This window comes from Zhenhengia yiwuensis, assembly GCF_014384995.1.
GTDB classification, from domain to species: Bacteria; Bacillota; Clostridia; order Lachnospirales; family Cellulosilyticaceae; genus Zhenhengia; species Zhenhengia yiwuensis.
The window spans coordinates 134,801-154,074 of sequence record NZ_JACRSY010000006.1 but is presented as its reverse complement, the minus strand read 5'-3'; the positions used below and the strand labels follow the sequence as shown (position 1 = coordinate 154,074).

At 30.5% G+C, this 19,274-nt stretch carries 17 protein-coding genes; 2 read left to right on the top strand and 15 right to left on the bottom strand.

Features of this window, described 5'->3' with window-relative positions; translation table 11 throughout:
- Positions 1–375, top strand: a 375-nt coding sequence (locus H8718_RS05405; protein WP_249332134.1) for an IS66 family transposase, incomplete at its 5' end; no start/stop codon positions are given.
- 83 nt (positions 376–458) lie between these two features.
- Here the strand turns inward: H8718_RS05405 and H8718_RS05400 are convergent.
- From H8718_RS05400 to H8718_RS05360, 9 genes are all read right to left on the bottom strand, one after another.
- Entirely contained in the window at positions 459–1,370 is a 912-nt protein-coding gene (locus tag H8718_RS05400; RefSeq protein ID WP_249332133.1) for a nucleotidyltransferase family protein, read from the bottom strand.
- An 83-nt stretch (positions 1,371–1,453) separates the two neighbouring features.
- Positions 1,454–2,698, bottom strand: a complete 1,245-nt coding sequence (locus H8718_RS05395) for a cytidylyltransferase domain-containing protein (RefSeq protein ID WP_249332132.1) — start codon at positions 2,696–2,698, stop codon at positions 1,454–1,456.
- A gap of 76 nt (positions 2,699–2,774) precedes the next feature.
- A complete protein-coding gene (gene neuC, locus H8718_RS05390) occupies positions 2,775–3,920 on the bottom strand; it encodes a UDP-N-acetylglucosamine 2-epimerase (protein ID WP_249332131.1) in 1,146 nt (381 codons plus the stop codon).
- Positions 3,921–3,929: 9 nt separating this feature from the next.
- The gene (locus H8718_RS05385) at positions 3,930–4,640 is read right to left on the bottom strand and encodes an acylneuraminate cytidylyltransferase family protein (RefSeq protein WP_249332130.1); all 711 of its coding nucleotides are present in this window, start codon (positions 4,638–4,640) and stop codon (positions 3,930–3,932) included.
- A gap of 31 nt (positions 4,641–4,671) precedes the next feature.
- Positions 4,672–5,703: an N-acetylneuraminate synthase gene (gene neuB / locus H8718_RS05380; RefSeq protein ID WP_249332129.1), complete on the bottom strand. Its 1,032-nt coding sequence runs from the start codon at positions 5,701–5,703 to the stop codon at positions 4,672–4,674.
- Positions 5,696–6,328 (bottom strand): acetyltransferase, encoded by a 633-nt coding sequence (locus H8718_RS05375; RefSeq protein ID WP_249332128.1) that lies wholly within the window; start codon positions 6,326–6,328, stop codon positions 5,696–5,698. Before H8718_RS05375 ends, neuB begins: the two co-directional genes overlap by 8 nt.
- 351 nt (positions 6,329–6,679) lie before the next feature.
- On the bottom strand, positions 6,680–7,750 hold the full coding sequence (locus tag H8718_RS05370; protein WP_249332127.1) for an alpha-2,8-polysialyltransferase family protein: 1,071 nt from the start codon (positions 7,748–7,750) through the stop codon (positions 6,680–6,682).
- A gap of 8 nt (positions 7,751–7,758) precedes the next feature.
- Positions 7,759–9,288 (bottom strand): lipopolysaccharide biosynthesis protein, encoded by a 1,530-nt coding sequence (locus H8718_RS05365; protein ID WP_249332126.1) that lies wholly within the window; start codon positions 9,286–9,288, stop codon positions 7,759–7,761.
- Positions 9,289–9,943: 655 nt separating this feature from the next.
- The gene (locus H8718_RS05360) at positions 9,944–10,924 is read right to left on the bottom strand and encodes a glycosyltransferase family 2 protein (protein ID WP_249332125.1); all 981 of its coding nucleotides are present in this window, start codon (positions 10,922–10,924) and stop codon (positions 9,944–9,946) included.
- A gap of 688 nt (positions 10,925–11,612) precedes the next feature.
- On the opposite strand from H8718_RS05360, the gene H8718_RS05355 reads away from it, so the two are divergent.
- Positions 11,613–11,969 (top strand): hypothetical protein, encoded by a 357-nt coding sequence (locus H8718_RS05355; RefSeq protein ID WP_249332124.1) that lies wholly within the window; start codon positions 11,613–11,615, stop codon positions 11,967–11,969.
- Positions 11,970–12,216: 247 nt separating this feature from the next.
- On the opposite strand, the gene H8718_RS05350 is transcribed toward H8718_RS05355, so the two are convergent.
- The 6 genes from H8718_RS05350 to H8718_RS05325 form a co-directional block, all read right to left on the bottom strand.
- Positions 12,217–13,284 (bottom strand): glycosyltransferase family 2 protein, encoded by a 1,068-nt coding sequence (locus H8718_RS05350; RefSeq protein WP_249332123.1) that lies wholly within the window; start codon positions 13,282–13,284, stop codon positions 12,217–12,219.
- 36 nt (positions 13,285–13,320) lie between these two features.
- Complete coding sequence (locus tag H8718_RS05345; protein WP_249332122.1) at positions 13,321–14,547, bottom strand: hypothetical protein; 1,227 nt, start codon at positions 14,545–14,547, stop codon at positions 13,321–13,323.
- A 24-nt stretch (positions 14,548–14,571) separates the two neighbouring features.
- Positions 14,572–15,690 carry a glycosyltransferase family protein gene (locus tag H8718_RS05340; RefSeq protein ID WP_249332121.1) on the bottom strand — a complete coding sequence of 373 codons (1,119 nt, stop codon included), beginning with the start codon at positions 15,688–15,690 and terminating at the stop codon, positions 14,572–14,574.
- Positions 15,691–15,699: 9 nt separating this feature from the next.
- Positions 15,700–16,797 carry a glycosyltransferase gene (locus tag H8718_RS05335; protein WP_249332120.1) on the bottom strand — a complete coding sequence of 366 codons (1,098 nt, stop codon included), beginning with the start codon at positions 16,795–16,797 and terminating at the stop codon, positions 15,700–15,702.
- An 83-nt stretch (positions 16,798–16,880) separates the two neighbouring features.
- The gene (wecB, locus tag H8718_RS05330) at positions 16,881–17,975 is read right to left on the bottom strand and encodes a non-hydrolyzing UDP-N-acetylglucosamine 2-epimerase (RefSeq protein ID WP_249332119.1); all 1,095 of its coding nucleotides are present in this window, start codon (positions 17,973–17,975) and stop codon (positions 16,881–16,883) included.
- 78 nt (positions 17,976–18,053) lie between these two features.
- A complete protein-coding gene (locus tag H8718_RS05325; RefSeq protein WP_249332118.1) occupies positions 18,054–19,274 on the bottom strand; it encodes a nucleotide sugar dehydrogenase in 1,221 nt (406 codons plus the stop codon).

The window sequence follows — 19,274 nt, the reverse complement described above, 5'->3', positions numbered from 1 at the left end:
TGGATTCATTCACTCCAACCTTTAAATGGATCAAGGCTTGGAAAAGCTGTAACTTATGCTAAAAATCAAAAGAAATATATGGAGACCTATTTATTAGATGGTAGATGTTCTATTTCGAATAATTTGGCCGAGAATAGTATCAGGCCATTTACAGTGGGCAGAAAGAACTGGGAATTTGCTGCTAGCACTAAAGGTGCTACTGCAAGTGCAACAATATACAGTCTTGTAGAAACGGCTAAAGCCAATGGACTTAATGTTTATAAATATCTCCAGTATTTATTACAATACATGCCAGATGTTGATTACAAAAATCATCCTCAAGAGCTAGAGGATCTAATGCCTTGGGCACCAGAGATTCAAAATAACTGTAAATAATAAATCGTACAACTAGAGTAAAATGCTCCAACTCTAATTGTACGATTTTTATTTTTGGACACCTTCTAATTAATCGCTTACGGCTATCTCCATAATCTCTGAGGATATAGCCCCTCTTCTTTTAACTGTGCTAATGCTGCCATGACTCCCGGCTTATCTTCCTTATATGTCACACCCTGCCATGTATCATGGGAAGCATACATTTTTACTTTAGCTTCACCTTTTTCTATCAACTCTCCAATCGTTGTAGGAATGAGACACTCAGACTTTTCCACATCAAGTGGCACTTCATGCTCTAAGAAATCCACAATATCTTCTTCTAACTGTGTAAATACCTCTGGTGTCAGTGCCCACATGTTCATGGATACAAGGCTATCTGCTGCAACATCTCTCCACTCTTCACCATCAAGATATCTTACCACGCCATCTTGTCTTTCAATTTGCTTACGTTCTACAATCTCCGCAAGGTACCCCTCTTCAATCTGACATACACCACGTGTTACATGTCCATTATCCGTAAGGGTATTATTTAATATATACCCTACCATAGCATACTCTGACTGATTACTTTCCTGTACTTCACATAAATGCTTGTACATATGTACAAAAGCCTCTGGACCATAATAATCATCTGCATTAAGAACTACAAACGGTGCATCTACTACATTCTTACAACACCAAATGGCATGAGTAGTCCCCCAAGGCTTCGTACGTCCTTCTGGTACAGCGTATCCTTTTGGTAGAATATGTAGTTCTTGATGTACATATTCTACTTCAATAAAGTCTGATAATCTATTCCCTATCACATCTCTAAAGTCTTGCTCATGCTCACCCTTGATAATGAGTACAGCCTTCTTAAATCCTGCTTTAATGGCATCATAGATGGAGAAGTCAATGATGATCTCTCCCTCTATTGTGATTGGATCTATTTGTTTAAGTCCACCATAACGGCTCCCCATTCCTGCTGCCATGATGACTAATATTGGTTCTTTCATATTCCTACTTCTCCCTGCTTTCTCTCTATCTAGGTCATATCTTTGAAGTTTAATTTTGATTCTAATCCTTATCTTTTTCTTTGCTATACACCTAAGTTCTCACTATAAAACTCACTCAACAACTCATTACCCTTCTCATTCATATGTAAACCATCAAATGTATACTTAAACTCTAACTGTTTTCCCCTGCATACTATTTTAATAGGATCAATTAATTTGACGCCTTTTCTTTCAGCTAATTCCCTTATAAAGTTATTTAGAATTACTATATCCTCATTTTGCACTTCATATCTAAATACACTATAAATAATTGTTGAAATAGATACCTTAATTTCTTTCAACAACAGTTTATCCACTAACTCTTCAAACTTCTGCTTAGTAGACTCTATACCATATCCTGTTATTAGATCATTTACTCCTAGTGCAATAAAAGCCTCATAAACACCTTTTTTTAATATCTCATCTATATTCTCACAAACAGTATGTAAAGTGATACCTCCTACTGAAATATTGCTAAACCCATCTATTTGGATTTGTTCCATTCTAGAATCACCCAATATAAGTTTTTTTGATAAAACCTGTTTACTAAAATCCTTATACTTTCCTGTATAAAATGCTTTATTAGATTGTTCTCTTGTCTGATAATTAAAATACTTTGTACCTATTACATTGATAAAATCATACTTGTCATCTACATCTACAGACTCCTGCTTACTCATGACATAAGCAAATGTATTCTCTGTAAAAAAGCTCTTATCTTCTAAGTATTTTTTCTTTGTTGTAATGTACAATGCACCATTTGGATAGTAATGTTTTTCTTGTTTTTGTCTTCTATAGCCTTTATCAATACCAACTACATCTTTAGCACATCCATTTTCATCTATTGTTGAAAATAACCTCAAAGACTTATCTGATTCAGAGAAACTTACTAGATGATCACATTTTCTCTCATTAAATATATGATAGGCATCTTTTATTGTTTCATGACTTCTTAATGGTGAAGTAGGCTGGCATAGCATGAATTCTGTTTCATCTGGAAATTCTTTCAGAAAGTCTTCTAATACTTCAAAAGTTGTTGCTGTATCTGAAGCTAATTCTTCTTTTCTTAGTAAAACTTTAATAGATCTTAACTCTTCTATCACTTCTTTATATTCTATAGAATCTGTTGATACATAAATATCTTCTGTTCTAAATACCCCTGACTCAATGGCGGCATCTATTGTATGTAAGATCAGTGGTTTACCTGCTAAGAACAACATATTTTTATTTTTTAATCCTTTTGATCCTGCTCTTGCAGGAATAATGCATATTGGATGTTGCTTACTCATTATTATTCTCTCCTATCTTAAATTATCCTTTATAATAAAATATAGGTAGCACCATATAACGATACCTACTATTCATCTAGTATACTATTTTCTTTTGTATCAATTTATTGTTAATCTCTATATCCGCTAGTATATTGGCTATTCTCTTACCTGTTTTTCCATCACCATATGGATTAACACATTCATTAACTTGCTGAATAAACGTTTCATCATAGAGACATGTTTCTATTGCTTGTTTGATTAAATTTTTATCATGATTAACATTTAAAATGTTATTAGATTGCTCCCTTCCATCTTGTCTTGTTCCTAAATTAATAACAGGTAAGTAGTATGAAGGTGCTTCCATAATACCACTACTTGAGTTTCCAACCATCACATCTGCATATTTTAATAAGTTAAGGTAATCTTCAAAGTTAATATTTCTATAGGTTGTTAAGAAATCAAGATTTTCATATTGTTGAATAACACTAATCATCTCTCTTCCACCTGCATCTGCATTCGGATAAATCAATAGTGTTTGTTCCCCTAACTCTTTGATCGCTTCCATTGTTTGTTGCATCTGATCTTCAGCTTGCTCTTTCTGAGTAGTTACAGGATGTTGAGCAACTATAATCAACTTCTTTGAAGTATCTAAGTTAAACTTATTAAATAACTCACTTCGAGTACTGTATTCTCTATTTAAGATTGCATCCAATCCTGGAGAGCCTACATTAAATACATAGTCCTCAATCTCTCCTAGCTTTAATAATCTTTCTTTACTTCCTTCTGTTGCTGCAAAGTGAATATGAGAAAACTTAGTCGTTGCATGTCTAATAGATTCATCGATTGTACCCGTTACTTCCCCCCCATGAATATGTGCAACAGGTATATTCATATGAGCCCCAATAATGGCTCCTGCTAAATCTTCATCTCTATCTCCAAGGATTAAAATCATATCTGGCTGAATACTTTCTATAGCCTGTGTCATTCCGATTAATCCAAGACCTAAAGATTTACACATACCAGCTCCCGTATCATTGGACAAATGCATATCAACTCTGGCATCTATTGTATAGCCATCCTTCTCAATTTCTGTTACTGTATAACCAAACTCAGGAATTAAGTGCATACCTGTTACAATTAACTTTAATTCTAATTCTGGATGGTTGATAATTGCATTCATAACTGTCTTTAATCTGCCATAGTTTGCTCTAGTTCCTGTTATTACACATATCTTCCTCATAACTACTCCTCAATATTTATTATTACTTTTTAAGTTTGTTAGCTTTAATTCTGCAATGCTTAAATCAAAGTGCTCATCAATATCTATATCATATTGATCTTCCATAATGTAACACACCTTGTTATCATTTAAGCTTGTCTCATAAGTTAATTGGTCAATCTTATTAATGTAAATACTTCCATTTACTTTATAATACTGTTTAAAATCTTGTCTTCTCTGAGTACTTGATTGATTCATTAAATTAACCCCATTGCCTACCTCATCTATTGTTCTGATTAAAATAGGATGATCAATAACTCTTCTTACACTTATAAGACTCACCTCATCCTTATCCATTAGTAGTTCTATTGCCTCATCAATATGATAAGCTTGTCTAAGTGGTTGTGTGGGTTGTAATAAGACCAAATAATCATAAGTTTGTCCCATTTCTTCTAATGTCTCGATACAATGCATTACTGCATCTATCGTCTTAGCAGTATCACTTGCAAATTCCTTCGGTCTAAGAAATGGTACCTCTGCATCATAGTTTCTAGCAACTTCTGCTATCTCTTCACTATCTGTAGATACAACTACTTTATCAATATACTTTGATTCTAAAGCAGCAATGATAGAATAACTAATTAGTGGGCGATTACATAAATCTACTATATTCTTATTCTTAATTCCCTTGCTTCCACCTCTAGCTGGAATAATGGCTAGTATCTTCTTATCTTTATACATGAGCTTACCCCTCCCCTATTTATCTAAAGTATTATTCTTCCCATGCAATACTGCTTAGTGTAATAAGTTCATCCTCTTCAAAGTCTCGCTCTGCTACTTGCCCTAGTACTTCATACCAATGAATTGGACTAATCCCATTTCCTGGACGCTTACATGTGATATTTCTTTCATCTAATACTTCACCTTTTTGAATCGCTCTCTTAGCAACAATTGATTTTCTTGCAATACTTTTATTTTTAGCTTCTGAAGATGTTACATGCTTTTCTTTACTTCCTAACATGATCTCCGCCCTTCTTACGCTTTCACATAGTTCACGTAATTCATCAGGTGTAGCAGAAGCCTTATGATCTGGTCCATAGAAATTCTTATCTAATGTAAAGTGTTTCTCTATAAATGTGATTTCATAAGCTACAGCAGCAATTGCAGCAATTGTTCCTACCGAGTGATCTGATAATCCAATATGGTATTGTGGGAATTTGTCTTTTAATTCTAAAATAGCTCTTAAGTTTACATCTTCATCAGTTGTTGGATACTCTGTATTACAATGGAGAATTGTAAGTTTTGTATTAAAGCTATCCTTTAAGATATCTACAGCAAATTCTATTTCTTCAATTGTAGACATACCTGTTGATAGAATAATTTCCTTATTCTCGCATTGAATATCTCTAATTCTTTCTAAATAAGGAACATTTGTAATCTCTCCTGATGGAATCTTCCATACAGATTGTCCATTTTCTTGTAAAAATTTCATAGACTCCATATCAAATGGTGTTGAGAAAGTATCTAAACCTAAACTTAAAGCATAGTCACGTAACATTAAATAATCTTCATGAGATAATTCTAACTTTCTTGTCATCTCTAACTGAGATTCATCATTACCTGTAGTCACTTTCTGATAATCTGCTTTTGGAGCATATTTTGAAATAAGCTCTCTTGAGTTAAAGGTCTGAAACTTAACAGCATCTACACCACATGCTTTTGCTTCATTTACCATTTTCTTTGCTAACTCAACATCTCCATTATGATTACATCCAATTTCTGCTACTATGTATACTCTAGACATTTTTATACCTTCTTTCTTCTATCCTTCTTGCTGGTACTCCTACTACTGTAGAATCATCTTCCACATCTCTTATAACGACTGCACCTGATCCAACCATTGCACGTTCTCCTATTAGTAATTGCCCATTAACTACTGAACAACTTCCTACGAAAGCACCATCTTTTACTCGTACATCTCCATTTAGTACAGAGTTAGTAGAGATATTCACATGATTACCAATTCTACATCCATGTTCTACTAATGCCTTTGTATTAATAACACAATTATCACCAATCTTGACATCGCTATTAACTATCGCCATCTTACCTATAAAGCAACCTGTACCTACTTCAACATTATTAGAAACAATAGCTGTGCGATCAATAATGTTAATTAATTCTAAGCCCTTGTTCTTTAAGATATCATGCCAACTTTTTCTCTTTTTGTTATCCCCTATAGAGATAAAATATTCATACTTGTGGGGTTCAAATATATCTTCTATACAATTCCCTAAGATCTTATAGCCTAAATGCTCTCCTTCTTTAAAATCATCAATAAATCCCTCTATATGATGATTATATAAACTTAGAGCATCTATTGCCGATTTTGCATAGCCTCCTGCCCCAATAAATATAATTTTTCTCAAGACAATTCTCCTTTCATTAGTGTTTAATTTATAGCTGAGATTTCTATCGATCTTATTACATTAAGATGTGTTGCAGTTTTGTAATAGCATCCCCATTAAAACCCAATAATTTTAGATAGATCTATATTGATTTTTACAGGACTGAGCTACTATTAAATAGTATTTGGCCTAGTCCTCATCCATATAAACCTGTTTTAAGGTTAAATACTCAATCTTTCTTTTAAGAATGGCTAGGCTTTTGCCCTAGGGTATAAGCACCAAGTGAGACATAATAATAGATAGGTAATAGTATCAGTAATCATCTGCAACCTTATACCACTTTTACTATATCCTATAAGTTTTTTAATTTTCCTATCTTTTTACTTGTTCTAATATATTTTTAAGTTCCTCTTCATCATTAGGAATAAATACTTGATTGGGATATTCTTTTTCTACTCTACTAAAAAATTGATCCATTTTATTCACTAATGGATGTTCAATAGTATTATTTAGCAAGAGCCTATATAGCAAGATAACAATATTATTATTTTTATATAAAAATATTGGTGTAATAACTGCACCTGAACATAACGTCATTAATACTGTATTTTTCAATCCATTACATGTAACTTCCCAAGGTAACATACTAGCTTCAATTGTATCAATATTGTAGTCTTTATAATTAAAGTTATTTTTTCTTGGATGAACTTTTACTCCAAATTCCTCTTGTGATAAATGCTTTAATAATAATTCCAAAGTATTTTTACGAGATAACCCTATATCTAATTCTTCTATAGGTTGATCAAAATAAATAATGCTTTTATTTAAATACTTTTTAACCTCTTTTTCTACATCGCCAAAAATATCTTCTAAACATACTATCACTTCTTCAGTCGGAGTAGGTAAAACCGTTAATAATTCTTTTTTTTCTTTATAAATCATTGTAGTGGGTTGATACATATATATATCTTGAAGCCTATTATAAATCAACTTATCAATCTTCCTAATTTTATCTATTTTAGATAACTGAAAATCTAATTGGGTCACATAAGTTTCTACTCCATCCTCTACATAACTCACTCGAACTTTTTTGTTTTTCTTATACACCTTATGTAAATAAATCTTAAAAAACTCCCACTTATGAGAAGTATATATATGGTCATACTCCTTAACTTCTACTTGATCATAATATTTTAGGGTATCAAACAAAATAGATTTGCTGAATGAATATCTTAATATTCTAATTCGTTGCTCTGGTCTATCTTTGATACACTTAATCTGGTTAAAAATACCACTTGCTTTAATTTTATTTGCATATAGCTTTGCATTATCAAAATGCTCAAATATAAATAAATCTACTTCGTCTTTTTTGTGAAACTGTTTTGCAAGATTAATTGCATTAAATAAATGATATGGCGTACAACATAAAAATAAAACCTTCATATAAACTCCTATACATGTTGTTTTCTTATTATTTCTTTGACTTTTTTAATCCCTTGGCTTCTTTCATCCTTATTAAATAATAGAAAGTAATTAACAACTATTCCTGCTAAACCGCAGAATATGCCTCCTATAATTAGACTTATCCATGAATACTGACTTATGGTACTCCCTATTCCATAAGCTACACCTATAATCATTAAGCTTGCAGCTATATATCTTGTGATTAAAGGATAAAAAGAATCTTTAGGGATACTTAAACATTTTGCAACATAGATAGGTGTAAAGGTTAAATTCTTAATAATGCTAGTTATAGCACTTACCCCTGCTACTGCAAGTATACCTAATGACGTTGTTTCTAATAATATAAATACAATTGTTGTATTCAAAATTCCCATACCTAAAATAACATATGAGTTCACTTTCAGCTTATTTGTTATATTAAAAATTCCAAATAAGCTATTGATTACTCCACCCACTAAGTGTGCACAAAGCGTAATAATTGATAATATCTGTATTAATCCTATATTCTCACCCGGCACCCATAAGGTATAGAAAGTCATCCCCAGTCCAATTAATGTTCCTAATGCTATATTGGTAAAAAATCCTGATATTTTCATGGCTCTTTTTAACTCTTCAACTAAAGCCTTAGTGTTATCTTGAGCGTAATGTATGGTAAGCTGAGGCGAAAAAACATTAGATACTGTCATAATTAAGCCCATAACTGCTGTAGGTACTGTTTTGGCAATTGCTAATACCCCCATTGCGGTCGGGTCTATAAAAATATTAGTAATCAATAAATCTAAGCCATCTGAAAGTATCTGGCCCAGTTTAGTTATAACACTCCATATTCCAGACTTGACCAATTCCCTTACTATCTTAAAATCAAAATATTTTACTTTAACCTTTAACCCTGAAAGAAGTTTCTTCTTATAATGCATATCTGTTACAAAAATAAATAAAGTACATATTAATGAAGCTATTCCCAAGTACCATATATGAGGTTCAAAGATGATAAATAATCCTAATAAAATACCTACTCTTAAAAAATTAGATTCTATAGATCTTAATGAAGATAAATCTAATCTATTTGTTGCAAATGTAGCTATACTAAAAGTAGATGTAACAGTATTTATCAAAAAATTCAGGAAAACCAACGCCCATAACATCTGCACATCTTTTAAAATGTCTATAGGTACTTTAATTAACTGATTAATCCATATAATAATCATAGTTGCTGGTATAATTAACACTGTCGAAATAAAAATGTTCGCTAATACTACTGAAGTAAAATATTGGTTTGCACCTTCCATATCTTCTTCATGAATTTTTATAGTAATAAACCTTATAGCTAATGCATTTAAGGCTAATGTAATGAGTTGGGCATAACTTACAAAATTATTTGCCAATCCTACAAATCCATAGGCCTCTTTTCCTACTGTTTCGACAATATAGGGAGTTAACACAAAATTAATTCCCATACTTACTAAGAAAGAGACAATGCTTGACGTAATATTAATTAATAATCTTTTTGTATACATTTAATTCCTCATTCTTTGCTCAATTATTATTATAACTTATCTTCATTCTGGCTTTTTAAATATACAACCTCATATATAGAGGTAATATCAGTGCCCCAAGTCTTGCCAGGTATATCTACCTTAAAATTTAGTCTTCTTTTTGTTAAATACCAGCCACTTAAGCCATTCGTAATAACTGCTTTTAGAAACACCTAATACTTGGCACATCTTTGCAACACGAAATTCGTGTTGGTGTTGTTTGATAAAACTGTAAACTACTTCAAGTCTTTTTCAAAGATACCCTAGCCTTTTTTAAGATGGCATTCTCCTCTCAATGTCACGGAGTCTTTTCTCCATGTCACGTACAGTCTACTCATCACTTCTAAGATTACTACTCCCTACAAAAGGTTGTGCTTGATTTTCTTTGTATTTTTGTACCCACTTGCATAATGTTTGATAGACAATATCTAGTTCTCTTACAACTTGTGTTGCAGGTCTGTTTAATTCTGTTACTGATTTACAGCATGCAGTTTAAATTCTTTGTCATATCTCTTATCCATTGTTCTAGGATACCTCATTGGCTATAATTATTTCTATTATAGCCGAAATCTCCATTTTCTGTGTCCAATTTTTATTCTAATATCACTTTATTCTCTTGCTTACTCTTTCCTATACCTTAAAACCGTTCACTATTTGTATATGCAGTATATAACTTACAAAAGACATATCCATTTAGCAGACATATAGTTAATGTTATTTTCCCTCTATCTGTGATATAAGGATTTTTAATAAATTTTATATACTTTCTTTTCATTTCACTTCTTAAATCTTCTAGAATTTTATTCTTATTAATTAAACTACTTTTTTGGGTCTGTACATAAAATCCTTTCAAAGTACTGCATAGATTAGCCTCGGTTCTTAGTGCTAACTCTTCTAATCCCTCTTGTTTTAGATATTCATATTTTTCTTTCCAAGCTTCCAGCACATGTAATCGTCTTTCATTAAAGCCTTCTGCCATAATACTTCCTTCTCTCTGGCGATAATATACCATAGGTAGATTACTATTTACTAACTTATTGGCTTTATGTATTATTTTGTATGTGGTAAATTCATCCTCATGCACTTTCCCCTTAGGAAACCTAATTTCATCAAATAAATTTCTACGATATAGTTTATTCCATACAACCACTGTTTTTACATACTCTTTTCCAAATAAAAGCCCTAATGCCTCTGCACCCGTATGTATAGTTTCTTTTATGTGTTGCCTAAAATCTATTTGTATATCTTCAGCATAAACCTCTATATAGTCACATTGAGCAATATCTGCATCTTCTTTTTTTGCTAGACTATATAAATACTCATAAAAATTAGGCTCTACCCAATCATCACTGTCTAGAAAAGCTATGTATTCTCCCTGTGCCACTTCTATTCCCATATTCCTAGCATCACTAAGTCCACCATTTGTCTTATGAATAACTTTTATCCTATGATCTTTTAAATCATATGTATCACATATTTCAGGGCTCTTATCTGTAGCTCCATCATCTACCAAAATAATCTCTATTTCTTGTAATGTCTGTTCTAATAGACTATCTATACATTTAGCTAAATATTGCTGCACATTATATATTGGAACAATAATACTTACTTTAGGCATTTTATATTCACCCTCTTTCTTTTAATTTTTTATATATTAGCTTTTTATAAACTTCATTACCTACTATAACCCTCAACATTATCTTTAAAGCTTAATCTGGACTGTCAACACTTAGGTAGACAATTGTTTAAGTTAAATAGCCTAATGATAAATAGATCCTATAATCATCATTAAACCAGTCAATATAGTCAGCTAATTCCTTAAAATGCTTATGAAATACACCTTTTCCAAAATGTTATACGGATATAGGCATGCTATCTAAAATAAAGATTATCCATTATAAGAGCAAAATAAAGACTTTATTTTTTCACGGATTAAAATAATAACATCTTTTAAATGTCTTCTAGTACAATTAAATTTCATTCTGCTACAAATGTTAGGATATACATCACAAAGATTTTTTTAATAAATCTAAGCCAAGCTTTCTCAGCAGGAATTATAAGTAATTCTTCCACAATAGCTAAAGTAATGTTCTCACTATCCTTTATAATAACAAAGTTTGTATTGAAACGTTTTTGAATAGATATAGATATTATTTCTTAAAAAAATCATCCATAACAATATAAGGAACATAAAAAATCTTTTAAAGATATACTCAACCACAATGAAATCAATGCTATCTATCACAAAGTTGGTGAAATCTTAGTTCATAGGAGTACGTATTTTTCTTACTGGTAAGGGGATTCACTTGAGTAAAAACACTGTTCATAAATATATAAATAAAGAACTTAGACTTTTAAGTATTTACCGTCGTAAACGTCTTGGATATAAAAAGGGATATGTCCACAAGTTATTTCTAAATCTATTAAACCAAGCTTTTACTATTGATTGTCCTAATATGATTTGGCGCACAAACTTTACTTATATATCCCTTACTAATGGTGCTATTGGTTATAACTTTACAATTATTGGCCTATATGATCGTAGTGTTGTTACAATTTATACCCGTAAATCAATAACAAATGACCTTGCAATAGAAACTTTACAAAAGGCAAGTATCTGCTCAAAAACAGCGTCTAGAAACTTAATTGTGCATTTCAATTAGGACACGCCGTTTACTTCATTACAGTCTATTTTGTTTCACAGAGAATATGGTATTACGCAAAATATGAGCTGAGTCAATTGTCTCTATGATAAGACACCAATGAAATGTTATTACAATATCTTATAGGAAAAATTAATGAAGAAATATCACTTTAAAACGGATGATAAGCTAAGTTATGCGCTATCTAAAGATGCTTATCAGATTCTCTCTCATTCTTTTATCAACTACAAAACAGAGACGTTATAATTTACTCTGAATTAAATGGCAGTGTTACAAAATGCTTAACCAGGACATTACTTCTTATATATGTTAAAATTTGCTTCTTTTTCTTAAAAAATAAATCTAGAATAAAAATATTATTTGTTTTAAGTAATATTTTTATCAAGTATATTTGTTTGTGTTTTCCTGTATATCCCAAAATTACATTATATAATAATTTATTATTCTTTATTTTTTCAATTTGCTCATATCTATCTTTTTTTTCTGCTAAACTATAAGGATTATAAAACTCACCTAAACTTGATACTATAGACTCACATAATATATTTGATACAATGAATTCCAAATTATAAATATCATATTTTAAAAGGAGTTCTTTTAATAAATTATAGATTTCTAAATATATAATGATTTTATCCTTTTTAAGGACAGAACTTAATGAATTTGTCTTGTGGTCAATATAATTATATAAACACCCTTTTATTATAGAAATTTTTTTACAATGCATTAGATACGAATATACAAAGATTGTATCTTCACCAAATGAATATTCCTCTGGAAATATTATATTAAATTTTTTTATTATTTCTCTTTTGAATATTTTCCAACATGGCCCTTGTATTAAACCATTTTGTAGTATATATTCTAAATCTTGTCCGATATTTTTTATTTCTCCCTCAAATTGCCTAGTATCATATTTCTTAACTTGTTTCACTTTATTATTTTCAATATAAAGTCTCCTATACCCACATAAAGCTAAGTCAGCTCCATCCTCTTCTAATTTACTTACTAATTTCTCAATTATATTTTTTTCTACCGTATCATCTGAATCTACAAAATGTATATACTTTCCTTTAGAATAAGCTATACCTATATTCCTTGCACGCGAAACCCCTTGATTATCAATGTGTATAACTTTAATTCTGCTATCTCTAGTAGCCATTTTTTCACAAATTAAACCACTTTTATCTGTTGATCCATCATTAATTAATATTATTTCTATATCATAAAAGGTTTGTTCAGTTAAACTCTTTATACAATTCTCTATGTATTTTTCTGTATTATATACCGGTACTATAATAGATACTGTCGCCATATTTTCTCCTTATTATTTTTATACTTCATATAAAAATTAAGTTAATTTAATTTCTTCTATATTATTTTTTTCTTTTTTATGTTCAAAACTATTCATCCAAGTAAGTGTATAGAAGAAATACCAATGGAACCAAAATAAATCTACACTACAGTACATAACAAATATCAAGCAAAATATCTTATTATAACCTGATAATTTTTTGAGATTTATAAAAAAATAAGACACTAACACTATTAGCCCTATAATCCCATAATTAAGTATAAACGTAACTACAGTACTACTATATGGTATTACCCCTCCTAAATAACTAGGATATTGGTTAATTCCTACACCAAAAAATTTATACCATAAAGGATATTTGTAAAAGTGATTTATATTTCCCAATATTCTAATTTTTGCACTACCCATTCTTTCATCTTTTAGATCTTTAAATATTAATGATACTTTCTCTATTGAATAATTAATAATTTCTCTTATATCCTCTGAGTAAAAATATATTATTATTAAAAGTAATATAGAAAAAATTATGTACATCATAAAACTCTTTTTTCTTCTTACTGGTATGTGCTGTTTTGGCAAAGTTACTATATAATATGCTATAACAAGCATTAGTCCCATTACCCCTACCGATGAGGTAGATAATAGAACTGCTAATATCATAATACAACTATAAAAATACTTTCCTCTTTTAAAACAATACGCAATTACGGGAAGTAAATAAATTGCTACATATGAAGGTTCTTGGAAAAATGAATGTACTCTAATAACACCCGTAACATCTATCATTTTTGACCAGTTATCATACTTACTTAATTCTAGGAAAGGTATTCTCCCATTCCATATTTGACCAAATCCTAGATTTAAACATATAAACTGTACTATTAAAAAAACGGATGCTATAATAGCAATTTTCATAGTATAATTTATAAACTTTTGTTTGTCGTATGTTTGCCACAAAATACTCAATAATAAAATATATACTATCCATACTGCAATAACTTTAAGAGTTACTAAAAAATCTCTATTTGGGCTATACATAAGGAAAGACATTAAATTAATTATAAATATACCTATTGTCATATAAAGCAGTGCAAAGTTAACTTTTACTTTTCTTTCTTTTAATAAAATTAATCCTGCACAACATATAACGAATATATCCATTAATCTTATTTCTGTACTTCCAAAACTACTTAATATATATGGATCTAATATAGGTCCTATCGCAAGCACAAAAGGTATAATACTTATACTTAACCTTTTCATCTACTTATTATCCTTTCATACTCTTTACAAAAGTATTTTATTAATGCTATCTTTAATATCAACTTCTTCAAAGTAACCTCGCGCATTATCAGACATTACTTTATATTCGGCCTCAATTTCTAAAATTGCTTGGCAAATATTATCTTCATTAAATTTTTCTATACATTTGCCACATTTTCTAGTTTCAAATAAATATTTTAAAGCAGGCACATCATTACTTACCATAGGTATTCCAAACATACTATATTCATAAGTTTTATTTGGTGCACAGAATAAGGCGTTTAATATTGAATAATCAGATTCCACAGGAAAATATGACAATATCCCAATATATGCATGACTAGTTATTTCTAAATGATATGGTGGTTCTACAAACGGAATATAATAAAAGTTGTTACTTTGTATATCCTTATATATATTCTCTCCTTTAGACATCAATACAAAAGCATATTCATCTCCCAATAAATCTATTGCTTTAATAAATTTATCTAAAGGCCTTTCTTTATGAATAATGCCTTGATATAGGATAATCTTCCTACCTTTTAACTTAGATATTATTTCTTTTGCAGTATCAGATTTTGTTATTTTTGACTCTTTACTTACTTCTATTTTATTATATGGTTTATTAGTTAAAATTTCTGGCAGCCTTTCTAGGCCCCACCAAGCCTTTACTATATGTGCTCTATTATACTCAGGTACTACTACCTTAAATGCCTTATTCCCATATTCCTTTTCATTCATTTTCAAAAATCTTATCTTATGATAGTATGTTAACTTCTCAGATAATTCCATTAGATGTAATATGTACTTTTTCTCTAATAATTTTTTACCTAAATGTTTTATTCCTATATCTGAAACTACCCATATAATAGCATCATTATTATAGTATTTATCTATTTCCTTCCATATTTTATTTTTTATTTTTATCATTCTAATAAATTTATTCAGTAGACCTATCTTTTTCTCATAGTTTATATCTATTTCTCTTATAATGGTATTTTTATTGAACTTTTTATTCAAATCAAATTTACTTTTAGTCGTGCAAACTATAACTTCATAATTCAAATCTTCTAAGCTATTTATCACATTTAATGCCGGAGGACAATAGCTAATCTCTCCTATATGTACAATAATCACTCTCATCATATACTCCTAATTACTCATCATAGTTTTTTTATAAATTTCTAACATAGTATTTACATTTTCTTTCCAATCATATAATTCAAGAACTCTCTTTCTACCTCTTTGTCCCATATCTAATCTCATTTTCTTATCTTTAAATAGCTCATACATTTTATCTGCTATTTCATTTTCATTTTTCCTTTCTACAATATATCCTGTTTTTTCATTTAGTATTACTTCCTTAAACCCACTTACATCGGTAGCAATTACAGGAACCTCACAAGCCATTGCTTCTACTGCAGCCACTCCAAAACTTTCACTATCCAATATGCTTCCTAAACAGAATACATCCATATTATTAATAGCATTAGGAACTTCTTTATTTAATATATAGCCTTTAAAAAAGACTTTATCTTCAATTTTTAACTCAACACATAGCTTTTTTAATTTCTCTTCTAATTCTCCTTTACCATAAATAATTAATATAGGCTGTTTTTTTACTATCTCATTTTCTATCTTATCTAAAAAAATTTTAAATGCTTTTATGATATATTCTATTCCATATTTTTCACTTAAAGTTTTTACTGTACCAAAAATAAAGTATTCTTTGCTTTTTAATTCACTATTTTTGATAAACACTTCTGTATCTACTCCAAATGGTGTAATTTGTATTGACATCTTCTTTTGCATTATATTCTCTACTTGTTTAGCCATAGAATAGCTCGTAGAAGCAATTTGATCTGCAAATTTAATATTCTTTCTTATTATTTTCATTTTTATTTTACTTTCATAAGGAAAATCATATACATCACTTCCCCATACAGATAATATTAAGGGTTTAAGTTTTGCTACTCTAGCCAATACCCCATACCCACTCGCATAATGTGCATTAACAATATCTGGTTGAATCTTCTTGTAAATTCTTTTAATCTGTATTGTGTTTAAGTAATAACCTATGGTTCCGCCATAGGTTAACTTATGTACATTTATATTAGGATTTAAACCATCAATTCCATCATAATGATTCTTATTAGTAATCAAATATACTTCATGTCCTTTATCACTTAATGCATTTACCCATCTTACTGTATGAATATTTTTAGCTGAACCTATAAACATTATTTTCATTCTATATCCTCCTGCTAAGAATTTCTTTGAATGAGTTTATTCTTTTATATAACTATCCGTAAACCCTCTTTTACACTTACTTTTCAGCTTATTTCTAACACATCCGCTATTCTCTTACTAGCAAATCCATCTCCATAAGGATTTGAAGCTTGGCTCATCTTCTCATAAGCTGATTCATCCTCAAGAAGCTCTTTAAAATTTGTATAAATCACTTCTTCATCTGTCCCTACTAGCTTAAGTGTACCAGCTGCTACACCTTCTGGTCTTTCTGTAGTATCTCTCATAACAAGTACTGGTTTTCCTAATGAAGGAGCTTCTTCTTGGATTCCACCACTGTCTGTTAGGATGAGATATGATTTGTTGAGAAAGTTATGGAAGTCTAATACTTCAAGTGGCTCTATGATTCTAATTCTAGCGTGAGCTCCAAGTATTGCATTAGCTGTTTCTCTTACTACTGGGTTCATATGGATTGGATAGATTACTTTAATATCTTGATGCTCATTAACAATACGCTTAATAGCACTAAACATATGTTTAAGTGGCTCACCCAAGTTTTCTCTTCTATGGGCTGTAAGCATGATGAGCCTACTATCTCCTACCCACTCAAGTACTGGATGAGTATAATCTTCTCTTACAGTTGTCTTAAGTGCATCAATAGCAGTATTTCCTGTTACATAGATTTGCTCTGCTTTCTTACCTTCATTTAATAAGTTTTGTTTAGATACCTCTGTCGGTGCAAAGTGATACTGAGCCACGATACCTGTAGCTTGTCTATTAAACTCTTCTGGGAATGGTGAGTAAATATCATATGTACGCAATCCTGCTTCTACATGCCCTACTGGAATTTGAAGATAAAATGCTGCGAGTGCTGTAACAAATGTAGTAGATGTGTCTCCATGCACTAAAACTACATTTGGTCTCACTTCTTCTAATACATCCCTCATCTTATCTAAGATATTCTGTGTTACATCAAAGAGTGTTTGCTTATCTTTCATGATACTTAAATCATAATCTGGTATTACATCAAATGCTTGTAATACTTGATCTAACATTTGTCGATGTTGTCCTGTTACACATACTATTGTTTCTAAGTTTTGTCGTGTCTTTAATTCCTTAACTAACGGACACATTTTTATTGCTTCTGGTCTCGTTCCAAACACTACCATTACTTTTTTCATATTTAAGCCCCTTATTCTTTTATTAAGCTCTACTATTTAAGTTAAGGCACTCCAAAAGAAGTGCCCTTCAGCATTTTATTAAAGTTTGTATGTACCTTTTAAGCTACAAATATTACGTGTATCTAATATTAATTTTCCTTGTAACTTATCCATATTTTCTTTGATATGAGAATGTCCTACCATAAGCACTACAATTTCTACATCATCAATAAATTTATCAAAGTCACCATATTGCCCATCTACTATTGGCTCTTTAACAAAGGGGTCATATGACTTAATCCCAAATGCTAAATGCTCATCCATAGCCTCTAATAGTTGAAGTGTTGGACTTTCTCTCGTATCATCTACATTTTCTTTATAAGTTAAACCGTAAAGACCTACTTTAGATACGTCATTAATATTATGTTTTTTCATGATTTCTCTAATTCTACCTAATACGAATTCTGGCATAGAATCATTAATCTTTCTTGCCTCCCAAATTAAGTTCGTAAGAGCTGGATAATCTCCTACCAAGAACCATGGATCTACTGAGATACAGTGGCCACCAACGCCAGGTCCTGGTTGAAGAATATTAACACGTGGGTGCATGTTAGCTGTTTTAATAATTTCATAAACATCCATATTATCCTGCCTACAAATTTTAGCTAACTCATTTGCAAACGCAATATTAATATCTCTAAATGTATTTTCTACTACTTTAGACATCTCTGCTGAACGAATATCAGTAATAATCATATCCGCTTTACAAAATGAAGAGTACAGCTCCTTAATCTTCTGTCCAACTTCTTTATCATCACAACCAATAGTACGTGAATTATGCTCTAATTCATAAATCATATTTCCTGGAATGATTCTTTCTGGTGTATGTACTAAATGCACATCTTGTCCAATTACAAATCCTCTTTCTTCAATAATAGGTCTTACAAATTTATCAATTGTTCCTGGAGAGATAGTCGACTCAATACAGATAATCGATCCTTTTTCACATATATCTAATACACTATTTACTGCAGAAACAACATAACATGGATCAATTTTCTTACTTTCTTTTACATATGGTGTTGGTACAGCTACTATGTATGTATCTGACTTAGTATACTGTGTAGTAAACTCAATACCATTTGCTACAGCTGAAGCAAATAATTCATCTAATCCCTCCTCTTCAAATGTTAATTTACCTGCTTGTAAAGATGCCACTAAATCCTTATTATAATCTACACCTATTACTTTCACTCCGCTTGTTGCAAACATTAATGCCGTTGGTAAACCTATGTACCCTAATCCTATTACGTTAACCAT

Bases quoted from the DNA above. Each gene is read 5' to 3' on its own strand.
- H8718_RS05400 (WP_249332133.1), bottom strand. From the start codon at position 1,370: ATGAAAGAACCAATATTAGTCATCATGGCAGCAGGAATGGGGAGCCGT.
- H8718_RS05395 (WP_249332132.1), bottom strand. From the start codon at position 2,698: ATGAGTAAGCAACATCCAATATGCATTATTCCTGCAAGAGCAGGATCA.
- neuC (WP_249332131.1), bottom strand. From the start codon at position 3,920: ATGAGGAAGATATGTGTAATAACAGGAACTAGAGCAAACTATGGCAGA.
- H8718_RS05385 (WP_249332130.1), bottom strand. From the start codon at position 4,640: ATGTATAAAGATAAGAAGATACTAGCCATTATTCCAGCTAGAGGTGGA.
- neuB (WP_249332129.1), bottom strand. From the start codon at position 5,703: ATGTCTAGAGTATACATAGTAGCAGAAATTGGATGTAATCATAATGGA.
- H8718_RS05370 (WP_249332127.1), bottom strand. From the start codon at position 7,750: ATGAAGGTTTTATTTTTATGTTGTACGCCATATCATTTATTTAATGCA.
- H8718_RS05365 (WP_249332126.1), bottom strand. From the start codon at position 9,288: ATGTATACAAAAAGATTATTAATTAATATTACGTCAAGCATTGTCTCT.
- H8718_RS05360 (WP_249332125.1), bottom strand. From the start codon at position 10,924: ATGCCTAAAGTAAGTATTATTGTTCCAATATATAATGTGCAGCAATAT.
- H8718_RS05350 (WP_249332123.1), bottom strand. From the start codon at position 13,284: ATGGCGACAGTATCTATTATAGTACCGGTATATAATACAGAAAAATAC.
- H8718_RS05345 (WP_249332122.1), bottom strand. From the start codon at position 14,547: ATGAAAAGGTTAAGTATAAGTATTATACCTTTTGTGCTTGCGATAGGA.
- H8718_RS05340 (WP_249332121.1), bottom strand. From the start codon at position 15,690: ATGAGAGTGATTATTGTACATATAGGAGAGATTAGCTATTGTCCTCCG.
- H8718_RS05335 (WP_249332120.1), bottom strand. From the start codon at position 16,797: ATGAAAATAATGTTTATAGGTTCAGCTAAAAATATTCATACAGTAAGA.
- wecB (WP_249332119.1), bottom strand. From the start codon at position 17,975: ATGAAAAAAGTAATGGTAGTGTTTGGAACGAGACCAGAAGCAATAAAA.
- H8718_RS05325 (WP_249332118.1), bottom strand. From the start codon at position 19,274: ATGGTTAACGTAATAGGATTAGGGTACATAGGTTTACCAACGGCATTA.